The organism is Pseudomonas sp. S3E17, from assembly GCF_024168685.1.
GTDB classification, from domain to species: domain Bacteria; phylum Pseudomonadota; class Gammaproteobacteria; order Pseudomonadales; family Pseudomonadaceae; genus Aquipseudomonas; species Aquipseudomonas marginalis.
On sequence record NZ_JALJWE010000001.1, the window covers coordinates 5,257,934 to 5,270,373 of the forward strand.

Consider the following 12,440-nt stretch of genomic DNA (forward strand, 5'->3'; position numbering starts at 1 on the left):
GTCGCCCCGCAGTTTAGAGGAAGAGTCCGGGGCCCGGGCGACTTCCTTCGGGGAATCTGACGCCGACTTTGCCAATCTTGTTCCCGTCCATGACCGCGACGGTCCAGATGGTGTTGTTCCACTCCACCTGGTCGCCCACGACCGGCGCGCCGCCGACTTTCTGGGTGATGAAGCGGCTCAGCGGCATGTCCGGGTCGATCCCTTCGAGCTTGAGGCCATACAGCGCCGAAACCGCGCCCAGCTGGGCGTCGCCTTCGAGGACGAAGTCGCCGAAGAAGCGCAAATCGAGGCCGCGTTGCGGTGCCTGGCTGAACAGTTTGCCCAGGGCCGGCAGGTTGTGTTCATGGCCGATCACACAGAGCAGATCGCCGACTTCCAGCACCGTACTACCCGACGGATGGAGCAGTTGCTGGCCACGGAACAGGGCCGCGATGCGCGTGCCTTCGGGCATTTTCAGCTCGCGCAGGGCCGCGCCGATGCACCATTTTTCTGCGCCGAGGCGGTAGACGAACAGCTCCCACTCGCTGGTGACGTGCACTTCCAGGGCTGCGCGGGAGATCGGCGCCGGGTCCGGCGGCACGGTCACTTTGAGCAGCTTGGCCACCCACGGCAGGCTGGTGCCCTGTACCAGCAGCGACACCAGGACGATAAAGAACGCCAGGTTGAAGTACAGCTGCGCATGGGGCAGGCCGGCCATCAACGGGAACACCGCCAGGATGATCGGCACCGCGCCGCGCAGGCCGACCCAGGCGATAAAGGCCTTTTCGCGGCCATGGAAGGCTTTGAACGGCAGCAGGCCGACCATCACCGATAGCGGCCGCGCAAACAGGATCATCCACAGCGCCAGGCCCAGGGCCGGCAGGGCAATCGGCAGCAAATCATGGGGCGTGACCAGCAGGCCCAGCACCAGGAACATACCGATCTGCGCGAGCCAGGCCATGCCGTCGAGCATATGCAAAATGCCATGACGGCTACGCACCGGCCGATTGCCGATCACCAGGCCGCACAGGTACACGGCGAGGAAGCCGCTGCCATGGAAGGCGTTGGTCAGGGCGAACACGAACAGGCCGCCGGCGATTACCAGGATCGGGTACAGACCGGTGGCCAGGTTGATGCGGTTGACCATTTGCAGCATCAACCAGCCGCCGCCGAGGCCGACGATGCCACCGATGCCGAACTCGCGCACCAGGTGGGTCAGCAGGCTCCAGTGCAGGCCGGTCTGGCCGCTGGCGAGCATGTCGATCAGGGTGACGGTGAGGAACACCGCCATCGGGTCGTTGCTGCCGGATTCGATCTCGAGGCTGGCGGTCACCCGTTCGTTCAGGCCCTTGCCGCCCAGCAGCGAGAACACCGCTGCGGCGTCGGTCGAGCCGACAATCGCACCGATCAGCAGGCCCTGGATAATATTCAGGTCAAACAGCCAGGCCGCCGCCATGCCGGTGAGGCCGGTGGTAATCAACACCCCCACCGTGGCCAGGGACAATGCCGGCCAGAGTGCCACGCGGAAACTCGCCACCCGTGTACGCAAACCGCCGTCGAGCAGGATCACTGCCAGCGCGAGGTTGCCCACCAGGTAGGCAGTCGGGTAATTGTCGAAAATGATGCCGCCGCCATCGACGCCGGCCACCATGCCCACGGCCAGGATGATCACCAGGATCGGGATACCCAGGCGCGAGGAAAGAGAACTCACCAGAATGCTCGCACTCACCAGCAACGCGCCGATCAAGAACAGGCTGTTGATGGTCGTCGCATTCAAAGGCAGTACTCCATGGGCAAACAAGACGGGACGCAAACTGACCATGCAGTCTACGTGCCAGGGATTCTAACCTGTTGAATTGCGGTACTGTCAAAAAGCTTTTTCTGATTCACGCATAACTAAATGTGGGAGGGGCAAGCCCTAATGCCGTTCAGTTAAGCGAAAGTGATTCACTGTAGGAGCGAGCTTGCTCGCGAAGAACTCAGGGTCACCGCGCTTATCGAGAATGAACGCGTTGCCTGGGCGTTTTTCGCGAGCAGGCTCGCTCCTACAAAAAGCCTTAACTGACCGGCATTAGGGCAAGCCCCCTCCCACATTTCAAGCCAGTGCAGGCAGTTAGAGGCGGAAGCGGCCAACCATCCCATTCAAATCCACCGCCAGGCGCGACAGCTCACTGCTCGCCGCACTGGTCTGGCTGGCGCCGGTGGCCGACTGCACCGACAGGTCACGAATGTTCACCAGGTTGCGGTCCACTTCCCGCGCCACCTGCGCCTGTTCTTCCGCCGCGCTGGCGATCACCAGGTTGCGCTCGTTGATCTCGACAATCGCCGTGTTGATGGTGTCCAGCGACATTCCCGCGCCTTTGGCGATGTTCAGCGTCGACTCCGCCCGCTCGGTGCTGTTGCGCATCGAGTCCACCGCGTGCTCGGTGCCGGCCTGGATACTGCCGATCATCCGCTCGATCTCGCTGGTGGACTGCTGGGTACGATGGGCCAGGGCCCGCACTTCATCGGCGACCACCGCGAACCCGCGACCGGCTTCACCGGCACGTGCGGCTTCAATCGCCGCGTTCAGGGCCAGCAAATTGGTCTGGTCGGCCAGGCCGCGAATCACGTCCAGTACTTTGCCGATATCGCGCGACTCATTGGCCAGTTCGCCGATCAGCGTGGCGGTTGCTTGCACGTCGCCGCTCATGCGCTCGATGGCGCTGACGGTTTCCTGCACTAGGTCGCGGCCGTCGCCAGCAGACGTGGTGGCGTTGCGCGAGGCTTCCGAGGTGCTCACCGCATTGCGTGCGACTTCTTCGACGGCGCTGGTCATCTCGTTGACGGCGGTGGCGGCTTGTTCGATTTCGTTGTTTTGCCGGGTCAGGCCACGAGCGCTTTCGTCGGTGACGGCGTTCAGTTCCTCGGCGGCGGAAGCCAGTTGAGTGGCGGAGCCCGCGATGCGTTGCAGGGTGTCGCGCAGTTTGTCCTGCATCTTGGCCATGGCGGCGAGCAGGCGCCCGGCCTCATCGTTGCCGTCGACTTTTATCGGCCGTGTCAGGTTGCCTTCGGCGACTTCTTCCGCCGCTTCCAGTGCCAGTGAAATCGGCAGGGTGATGCTGCGGGTCAGCAGCCAGGCAAACAGCAGGGTCAGCAGCGTGGCGATCACCAGCAGGCCCACGACCAGGTTGAAGGCCGCGTTGTACTGGTCTTCGGCCTCCTGATTGGTGGCCAGGGCCATCTTGTTATTGAGGTCCAGCAGGCGCGTCAGCACGGCGTTGACCTGCTCGGAGTTGCTCAGCAATTCGGTGTTAAGCAGGCTGCGCAGCTCATCCACCTGGTTGGCCCGTGACAGGCTCTTCATGCGCTCTTCAATCTGATGGTACTGGCCCAGCAGGCTTACATATTCGTTGTAGGTGCTACGTTCTTCGCTGCTTTCAATCAGTTTCTCGTAGACGCCCTGGGCGGTGCGGATCTGCTGGTTGCGCAGTTCGAAGGCTTCCAGGGTCTTTTGCTGCACATCCGGCTCGCGGTTGGTCAGCAAGCGGTAAGACAACACCCGCAGGCGCAGGGTCAGTTGGGTGAACTCATCCAGGGCGCGGATGCTTGGCACGCTGGACAAGGTGATGTCTTCGGTGGCGCCACGGATCTTGCTCATCTGGTTCAGGGCGAACACGCCTAGAAACAACATCAACGCGCCAATAAACGCGAAGCCGAGGAAGGCCCTCGGGGCGATATTCATATTACGAAGCGACATGCGGAAATCCTGGGAGAGGCGCAATCCGTGCGGTCATGAGACGGGGTGTGTCTCTCTATCGGACGTACGACTAAAGTCTAAAGGGGGCTGTGCGTTTTTGTCGCATCTGACGAGGGGATGCGCGGATTCAGGAACCAGATGGGGGAAATGCAGTCACTAAGGCTCGAAAGCGTGGCCCGGCCCATGAAAACGGGCTGCGCGCCGGGGATAACCCTGGCATCCGAGGTGAATTTTCTTTATCGTCACCGCCCTTTGAAAAAGCCCGAGAAATCAAAATGTTAGAAGCATCCCTCAGCCAACTGGAACAACTGGTCAGCGACCTGGTACAGCAGAATCAGGAGCTACTGGGCAGCAACGAATCCCTCAAGGCCGAACTGGCTCGCGCCAAGGATGAGAACGACAGCTTGCAACTGAACCTGATGGAGCAGGAAGAAAAGCACGGCGCCACCGCAGCGCGGATCCAGGCGCTGGTTGAGCGCGTGAGCGCAGGCCCTGTCAGCGCATGAATGAAGGGATAAAGGTCGTTTCGATTCTCGGAGAGGATTACTCGATCAAGGCCCCGGCCGGGGAAGATAAAACCCTGATGCACGCCGTGACCATGCTCAAGGCCTCCCTGGCCACCACCAAGAAAAAGTACCCGACCCTGATCGGTGACAAGCTACTGGTGCTGGCGGCGCTGAACCTGTGCGCCGAGCAGATCGAAATGCAGCAGGCTCACCAGCAGGAACTCGACCGTTACCAAGAGCAAGTCAGCGCCACGGTCGAGGTGATTTCCAAGGCGATCCAGCCCTAGAACCACTCATCCTGCATCCCCAGGCACGTATCATCCCGTGCCTCCAGAATCGCCAGTTCATGATGGCAGCCCGGAATCTCCCAAGTCAGGAAGTACCGGGCGGCCTGGAGCTTGCCTTTATAGAAGGCGACATCGGCCACATTGCCCTTGGCCAGCCCTTCTTCGGCGCGAATCGCCTGTTCCAGCCAGCGCCAGCCAATCACCGTATGCCCGAATACCTTCAGGTACAGCGCCGAGTTCGCCAGGCTGCTGTTGACCTTGCCCTGGGCGAGATCCGTCAGCAGGCCGATGGTCACGCTTTGCAGGCGGCTGACCAGGTGCTCCAGCGGCTCTCTCAATGCCGTCAGGCCTGGATATTCCTGTGCTCGCGCGCCCGTGTCGGCGATCAGCCGGATCAACTGTTTCAGGCCTGCGCCGCCGTTCTGCGCCAGCTTGCGCCCCAGCAGGTCCAGGGACTGGATGCCATGGGTGCCCTCGTGGATCGGGTTCAGGCGGTTGTCGCGGTAGTACTGCTCTACCGGGTATTCGCGGGTATAGCCGTGGCCGCCGAGGATCTGGATCGCCAGTTCGTTGGCCTTGAGGCAGAACTCCGAGGGCCAGGATTTGACGATGGGGGTGAGCAGGTCCAGCAGTTCATGGGCCTGTTTGCGTTCGGCCTCGGTTTCCAGTGTGGTGGTGTCATCGAACAGCCGCGCGGCGTACAACCCCAAGTCGAAGGCACCTTCGACGTAGGCTTTTTGCGTCAGCAGCATGCGCTTGATATCGGCGTGCTGGATGATCGAGACCGGTGCGGTGCCTGGGTCCTTGCTGTCGGGCAAGCGGCCTTGCGGGCGTTCGCGGGCGTACTCCAGCGAATAGAGATAGCCGGCGTAACCGAGCATCACCGCGCCCATGCCGACACCGATGCGCGCCTCGTTCATCATCTGGAACATGCAGCTCAGGCCTTGGTGCGGTTTACCCACCAGATAGCCGACGCAGTTGCCGTTATCGCCGAAATTCAGTGCCGTGGACGTGGTGCCGCGCCAGCCCATCTTATGAAACAGCCCTGCCAGCAGCACATCATTGCGCGCGCCGAGGCTGCCGTCGTCGTTGACCAGGAATTTGGGCACGATAAACAGCGAAATGCCCTTCACCCCAGCGGGCGCGTCCGGCAGCTTGGCCAGCACCATATGCACGATGTTTTCCGACAGCGGGTGATCGCCGCCGGAGATGAAGATCTTGTTGCCTTTGAGGCGATAGCTGCCGTCAGCCGCGGGCTCGGCGCGGGTACGAATATCCGACAGGGACGAGCCTGCGTGGGGCTCGGTCAGGGCCATGGTGCCGAAGAAGCGGCCTTCGATCATCGGTTGCAGGAAGCGCAGTTTTTGCTCCTCGGTGCCGAAACTTTCGATCAGGTTGGCGGCGCCCATGGTCAGGAACGGGTAAGACGTCGAGGCCGCGTTGGCGGATTGGAAGTGAGCGAAGCAGGCCTGGGACAGCAGGGTCGGCAACTGCATGCCGCCGGCTTCGAAACTACGGGCCGCATTGAGAAAGCCGGCTTCAAGGAACGCATCCACCGCCGGTTTGACTTCCGGAATCAGGATGGCTGCGCCGTTTTCGTAGCGCGGTTCGTTTTCGTCGTTCTTACGGTTGTGGGGGGCGAAGTGCTTTTCGGCGATGCTGCGCGCGGTGCTGATCGCGGCATCGAACGTTTCGCGATTGTGCTCGGCAAACCGCTCGCGCTGGGTCAGGCCCTCGGCATCGAGGACTTCATACAGCTCGAAAGCCAGATTGCGGGAACTGAGCAGCGTCTCGGACATGGCGGCTTACCTTTGGGGGAATTGGCCTGAGTCTAAGTGCGCGAATAAAGACTGGATAGCAAGATTGATCTGGGTGATGAAGAGGCAGAACAAGGGGAGGGGAATTGAAATGCGATCAAATGTGGGAGAGGGCAAGCCCCCTCCCACATTCAGTTAGCCGATGGTCATCAGGCTGGCATTACCGCCTGCAGCAGCGGTGTTAACGCTCAACGCACGCTCGATCACCAGGCGCTCCAAGGCAATGGATGTTTCGCCCTGAGACAAACCATGTACCCCGACAATCGCCCCGCCACGCTGCGCCACTTGCTGGCACACCCCACGCAGTTGGTCGGAATCGCCGTGGTGCAGGACGGCGTCAAACACCACCTCGTCCTTGGTCCAGTCGGCCACGCGCTTGATTTTCGCCTGAATCTCCTTCGGCAGGCGTGGGAACACGGCCTTGGTCAGGTCGGTTTCCGGCCACACCGCCGAACCGCCGACCGCCAATACTGCCGCCAGTTGAGTCAACAGATCGCCTTCCACGTCCGCCAGGCACAGTACGTGCTCGCGGGGCAGGATGGCGTAGCTGTTGCGCTCGCCGGTCGGGCCGGCCAACTGACGGGTGATACCGCTTTGGGATTGCGCGGCGAACTGGCTGCACAGCGCACTCAGCTCGCTGAACTTATTGCTGTCGGCCCAGGTTTTCAGGGCGGTCAGCGGTTGGCTCATGGCGTCGCGCAGGCGTACATCCGGTGCCGCCAGCTTGTCGCCACGTACGAAGGATTGCTCGATCGCATCGGTAGGACGGGTCGACAGCAAGCGGTACAGGTACAGCGGACCACCGGCTTTCGGGCCTGTGCCCGACAGGCCTTCGCCGCCGAACGGCTGCACGCCGACCACGGCGCCGACGATGTTGCGGTTGACGTAGACGTTACCGGCATTGACGTTGTCGATGACCTTGGCGATGGTCTCGTCGATACGGGTATGCACGCCGAGGGTCAGGCCATAGCCGGAAGCGTTGATCTGGCCGATAAGCTGGTCGATCTCCTTGCGCTTATAGCGCACCACGTGCAGCACCGGGCCAAAGATCTCCCGTTGCAGCTCGTCGAAGCTTTCCAGCTCGATCAGGGTGGGCATCACGAAGGTGCCGCGCTTGATTTCTTCACCGTCGGCAATCGCCACCTGGTACACATTGCGGCCTTTGTCGCGCATGGCCTGGATGTGTTTCTCGATGCCGGCCTTGGCTTCGGCGTCGATCACCGGGCCGATGTCCACCGACAGGCGCTCCGGGTTGCCCAGGCGGCATTCAGCCATGGCGCCCTTGAGCATTTCGATCACGCGGTCTGCCGAATCTTCCTGCAGGCACAACACACGCAGGGCCGAGCAACGTTGACCAGCGCTGTCGAAGGCCGAGGACACCACGTCGATGACCACCTGCTCGGTGAGCGCCGAGGAATCGACAATCATCGCGTTCTGGCCGCCGGTCTCGGCGATCAGCGGGATCGGACGGCCCTGGGCATCCAGGCGTCCGGCGACATTGCGTTGCAGCAGGCGCGCGACTTCGGTGGAACCGGTGAACATCACCCCCTTGACGCGATCATCACCCACCAGGCGCGCACCCACGCTTTCACCCTGGCCCGGCAGCAATTGCAGCACGCCTTGGGGAATACCGGCTTCGAGCAGGATGCGCACGGCTTGTGCGGCGACCAGCGGGGTTTGTTCGGCAGGCTTGGCCAGGGCCGGGTTACCGGCGGCCAGTGCGGCAGCCACTTGCCCACTGAAAATCGCCAGCGGGAAGTTCCACGGGCTGATGCACACCACCGGGCCCAGTGGGCGGTGGGCGTCATTGGTGAAGTCGTTGCGCGCCTGTACCGCGTAGTAGCGCAGGAAGTCCACGGCCTCACGTACTTCGGCGATGGCGTTGGCGAAGGTCTTGCCGGCTTCGCGGGCCAGCAGGCCCATCAGCGGCTGGATCTCGCCTTCCATCAGGTCGGCGGCACGTTCCAGGATTGCGGCGCGTTCGGCGGGCGGGGTGGCCTGCCAGATCGGGCCGGCGCTGATGGCGCACTGGATCGCGTTGTCGACGTCTTCGACAGTGGCTTCTTGCACGTGACCGACCACGTCACGCAGGTCGGACGGATTCAGAACGGGGGTCGCCGCTTGTTCGCTGGCGGCGCAACCGAGCATCGGCGCGGCCTTCCAGTTGTTGTGGGCGGTGGCGAGCAGGGCGCAGGACAGCGATGCCAGGCGGTGTTCGTTGGCCAGGTCGATACCGGCCGAGTTGGCACGGTCGCTCCCGTACAGGTCACGGGGCAGCGGGATACGCGGGTGCGGCAGGCCGAAGCCGCCTTCCAGCGTCGCCATCTGCTCGATGCTGGCCACTGGATCGGCCACCAGCTCCTGGATTGAGATGGACTGATCGGCGATGCGGTTGACGAACGAGGTGTTGGCGCCGTTTTCCAGCAGGCGACGCACCAGGTAAGCCAGCAGTGTTTCGTGAGTGCCGACCGGTGCGTACACGCGGCACGGACGGTTCAGCTTGCCTTCGGAAACCTTGCCTACTACCTGCTCGTACAGCGGTTCACCCATGCCGTGCAGGCATTGGAATTCATACTGGCCGGGGTAATAGTTCTGACCGGCGATATGGTAAATCGCCGACAAGGTATGGGCGTTGTGCGTAGCGAACTGCGGGTAGATGACTTCCGGTACCGACAGCAGCTTGCGTGCACAGGCAATGTAGGAAACGTCGGTGTACACCTTGCGGGTATACACCGGGTAGCCTTCCAGGCCTTCGACCTGGGCGCGCTTGATCTCGCTGTCCCAGTACGCGCCTTTTACCAGGCGGATCATCAGGCGATGGCGGCTGCGGCGTGCCAGATCGATGACGTAGTCGATCACATACGGGCAACGCTTCTGGTAGGCCTGGATCACGAAGCCAATGCCGTTCCAGCCGGTCAGCTGCGGTTCGAAGCACAGGCGCTCGAGCAGATCCAGCGACAGTTCCAGGCGGTCGGCTTCTTCGGCGTCGATGTTCAGGCCGATATCGTATTGCTTGGCCAGCAGGGTCAGGGACAGCAGGCGTGGGTACAGCTCATCCATCACGCGCTCGTATTGCGCACGGCTGTAACGCGGGTGCAGGGCCGAGAGCTTGATGGAGATGCCCGGGCCTTCATAAATCCCACGGCCGTGGGAGGCTTTGCCGATGGAGTGAATGGCTTGCTCGTACGAGGCCAGGTATTTCTGCGCGTCGTGTTCGGTGAGGGCGGCTTCACCGAGCATGTCGTAGGAGTAGCGGAAACCCTTGGCTTCGAATTTGCTCGCGTTGGCCAGGGCTTCGGCGATGGTTTCGCCGGTCACGAACTGCTCGCCCATCAGGCGCATGGCCATGTCGACGCCCTTGCGGATCATCGGCTCGCCGCTCTTGCCGATGATGCGGCTCAGGGACGAGGTGAGGCCGGCTTCGTTATGGGTAGCGACCAGTTTGCCGGTCAGCAGCAGGCCCCAGGTAGCGGCGTTGACGAACAGCGACGGGCTGTTGCCCAGGTGCGGATGCCAGTTACCGGTGCTGATCTTGTCGCGGATCAGCGCGTCGCGGGTGCCTTTGTCCGGGATCCGCAGCAGTGCTTCGGCCAGGCACATCAGGGCTACGCCTTCCTGGGACGACAGCGAGAATTCCTGCAGCAGGCCCTGAACAATCCCGGCACGGCCGCCGGCACTCTTCTGATTGCGCAGTTTTTCCGCAATCGACGCGGCGAGCTTGTTGGTGGCTTCGGCCATTTGCACCGGCAGGCGGGCCTGTTCGATCAGCATCGGCACCACTTCCGGCTCGGGGCGACGGTAAGCGGCAGTGATCGAAGCGCGCAGTACGGATTGCGGCAGGATGCTCTCGGCGAACTCAAGGAAGCACTGGTGGGCGTGGTCGCTCTGGACTTCGCCTGCGTCGTCAGCGTCCTTGCTGCTCAAGCCGTTGAGTTCGGTCAGGGTTGCACCACCCTCGAGTTTCTCCAGGTAATTGAAAATCGCCTGCTTGATCAGCCAGTGCGGCGTGCGATCAATGGAGGTCGCGGCCGCCTTGAGGCGTTCGCGGGTCGGGTCGTCGAGTTTGACCCCAAGGGTGGTCGTAGCCATTTTCTTATCCTCATGGGTGCCACTACCGAGTGGCATCAGCTGGCGGCAAGATTAGCTTTGCTCAGGGAGAGGTGCAACCGGGTGCAACCCATTTTGTTGATGAATTTTTCGTCGCTTGATCGGAAAAAAATCGGCCGTCGACGGAATCCGCTTCGGCTTGGTGCATTTGCTTCTGAGATCGGCTGTTCTTGCTCCGAAAAGGAGCAAAAAAGGGGCGTTTTGCGGGTTTTACACTTGGGTGCAACTTATTCCCAAGAAACTGGTTGCACCTTATTTGCTTTGTTGAATAGCATTCGCGCCCAAGGTGCAACCGACTGAATGGTTTGGTTCATCGGCTGGCGGCTTTCCTGGGGAAACGTCAGTCATAAATGCGCGGCACGCAGTTACGTTTACCTACTTTCAGTGGGTGGCCGTCTGACAGACCGCTGCTACATAAAAACAAAGCCAGGGCGTCACTCCTATGAGCGTTAGTAATCCAACCCTGATCACGTTCGTGATCTACATCGCAGCAATGGTGCTGATCGGCTTCATGGCCTATCGCTCCACCAACAACCTTTCCGATTACATCCTGGGCGGTCGCAGCCTCGGTAGCGTGGTGACTGCCTTGTCAGCCGGTGCTTCCGACATGAGCGGCTGGTTGTTGATGGGCCTGCCGGGCGCGATCTACATGTCCGGCCTGTCGGAAAGCTGGATCGCCATCGGCCTGATCGTCGGTGCCTACCTCAACTGGCTGTTCGTGGCCGGTCGCCTGCGGGTACAGACCGAGCACAACGGCGACGCCCTGACCCTGCCGGACTACTTCTCCAGCCGTTTCGAAGATAAAAGCGGCCTGCTGCGGATCATCTCTGCGGTCGTGATCCTGGTGTTCTTCACCATCTACTGCGCGTCCGGCATCGTGGCCGGTGCCCGTCTGTTTGAAAGCACCTTCGGCATGTCCTACGAGACCGCGCTGTGGGCCGGCGCTGCGGCGACGATTGCCTACACCTTTGTGGGTGGTTTCCTGGCCGTCAGCTGGACCGACACCGTACAAGCCACGCTGATGATTTTCGCGCTGATCCTTACACCGATCATCGTGCTGCTGGCCACCGGTGGCGTCGACACCACCTTCCTGGCTATCGAAGCCAAGAACCCCGACAACTTCAACATGCTGAAAAACACCACGTTCATCGGCATCATCTCGCTGATGGGCTGGGGCCTGGGTTACTTCGGCCAGCCACACATCCTCGCGCGCTTCATGGCGGCGGATTCGGTGAAGTCGATCGCCAACGCGCGTCGCATCTCCATGACCTGGATGATCCTGTGCCTGGGCGGCACCGTGGCCGTGGGCTTCTTCGGCATCGCCTACTTCTCGGCGCACCCGGAAGTCGCGGGCCCGGTCAACGAGAACCATGAACGCGTGTTCATCGAACTGGCCAAGTTGCTGTTCAACCCATGGATCGCGGGCGTACTGCTGTCGGCCATCCTGGCTGCGGTCATGAGCACCCTCAGTTGCCAGTTGCTGGTGTGCTCCAGCGCCCTGACCGAAGACTTCTACAAGACTTTCCTGCGCAAAAGCGCTTCCCAGATTGAACTGGTCTGGGTCGGCCGCCTGATGGTACTGCTGGTGGCCTTGATCGCCATCGCCATGGCCGCCAACCCGAACAACCGCGTCCTGGGCCTGGTGAGCTACGCCTGGGCCGGTTTCGGCGCTGCATTCGGCCCTGTGGTGCTGATCTCGGTGATCTGGAAGAACATGACCCGTAACGGCGCACTGGCCGGGATCCTGGTCGGCGCGGTCACCGTGATCGTGTGGAAGCACTTCGAACTGCTGGGCCTGTACGAAATCATCCCAGGCTTCATCTTCGCCAGCCTGGCGATCTACGTCGTGAGCAAGCTGGGCGCACCGACAGCCGGTATGGTCGAGCGCTTTGATGCGGCGGAAAAAGACTACAACCTCAACAAGTGATTCGCCGGGCGCTGAGCGCTCGATGAATTAAAAGAAGGCCCGCGTCCTACGGATGGCGGGTCTTTTTTTGCGTGCGAT

The 12,440-nt window shown here is 61.7% G+C and carries 7 protein-coding genes; 3 read left to right on the forward strand and 4 right to left on the reverse strand.

Annotation, left to right across the window (positions count from 1 at the left end; translation table 11 throughout):
- Nucleotides 1–13 precede the first annotated feature (13 nt).
- Complete coding sequence (locus J3D60_RS23740; protein ID WP_027604969.1) at nt 14–1,756, reverse strand: potassium/proton antiporter; 1,743 nt, start codon at nt 1,754–1,756, stop codon at nt 14–16.
- A 336-nt stretch (nt 1,757–2,092) separates the two neighbouring features.
- Nucleotides 2,093–3,718: a methyl-accepting chemotaxis protein gene (locus J3D60_RS23745; RefSeq protein WP_065940817.1), complete on the reverse strand. Its 1,626-nt coding sequence runs from the start codon at nt 3,716–3,718 to the stop codon at nt 2,093–2,095.
- Nucleotides 3,719–3,993: 275 nt separating this feature from the next.
- Between J3D60_RS23745 and J3D60_RS23750 the strand changes: the two genes are divergently transcribed.
- Together J3D60_RS23750 and J3D60_RS23755 are read left to right on the forward strand one after the other, a co-directional pair.
- Nucleotides 3,994–4,224, forward strand: coding sequence for a hypothetical protein (locus J3D60_RS23750; RefSeq protein ID WP_003187970.1), 231 nt, complete (start codon nt 3,994–3,996; stop codon nt 4,222–4,224).
- The gene (locus tag J3D60_RS23755) at nt 4,221–4,511 is read left to right on the forward strand and encodes a cell division protein ZapA (RefSeq protein ID WP_017526490.1); all 291 of its coding nucleotides are present in this window, start codon (nt 4,221–4,223) and stop codon (nt 4,509–4,511) included. Before J3D60_RS23750 ends, J3D60_RS23755 begins: the two co-directional genes overlap by 4 nt.
- Here the strand turns inward: J3D60_RS23755 and J3D60_RS23760 are convergent.
- Both J3D60_RS23760 and putA read right to left on the reverse strand, forming a co-directional pair.
- Nucleotides 4,508–6,310 (reverse strand): acyl-CoA dehydrogenase, encoded by a 1,803-nt coding sequence (locus tag J3D60_RS23760; RefSeq protein ID WP_065940818.1) that lies wholly within the window; start codon nt 6,308–6,310, stop codon nt 4,508–4,510. The genes J3D60_RS23755 and J3D60_RS23760 overlap by 4 nt on opposite strands.
- Nucleotides 6,311–6,463: 153 nt before the next feature.
- On the reverse strand, nt 6,464–10,417 hold the full coding sequence (gene putA, locus J3D60_RS23765) for a trifunctional transcriptional regulator/proline dehydrogenase/L-glutamate gamma-semialdehyde dehydrogenase (protein ID WP_253493024.1): 3,954 nt from the start codon (nt 10,415–10,417) through the stop codon (nt 6,464–6,466).
- Nucleotides 10,418–10,877: 460 nt separating this feature from the next.
- Here putA and putP point away from each other — a divergent pair, with 460 nt between their 5' ends.
- Nucleotides 10,878–12,362 carry a sodium/proline symporter PutP gene (putP, locus tag J3D60_RS23770; RefSeq protein WP_065940820.1) on the forward strand — a complete coding sequence of 495 codons (1,485 nt, stop codon included), beginning with the start codon at nt 10,878–10,880 and terminating at the stop codon, nt 12,360–12,362.
- Nucleotides 12,363–12,440 lie beyond the last annotated feature (78 nt).

What these genes read in the sequence shown, in the direction of transcription:
- J3D60_RS23750 (WP_003187970.1), top strand. Translation starts at nt 3,994, where the DNA reads ATGTTAGAAGCATCCCTCAGCCAACTGGAACAACTGGTCAGCGACCTG.
- putA (WP_253493024.1), bottom strand. Translation starts at nt 10,417, where the DNA reads ATGGCTACGACCACCCTTGGGGTCAAACTCGACGACCCGACCCGCGAA.
- J3D60_RS23755 (WP_017526490.1), top strand. Translation starts at nt 4,221, where the DNA reads ATGAATGAAGGGATAAAGGTCGTTTCGATTCTCGGAGAGGATTACTCG.
- putP (WP_065940820.1), top strand. Translation starts at nt 10,878, where the DNA reads ATGAGCGTTAGTAATCCAACCCTGATCACGTTCGTGATCTACATCGCA.
- J3D60_RS23760 (WP_065940818.1), bottom strand. Translation starts at nt 6,310, where the DNA reads ATGTCCGAGACGCTGCTCAGTTCCCGCAATCTGGCTTTCGAGCTGTAT.
- J3D60_RS23745 (WP_065940817.1), bottom strand. Translation starts at nt 3,718, where the DNA reads ATGTCGCTTCGTAATATGAATATCGCCCCGAGGGCCTTCCTCGGCTTC.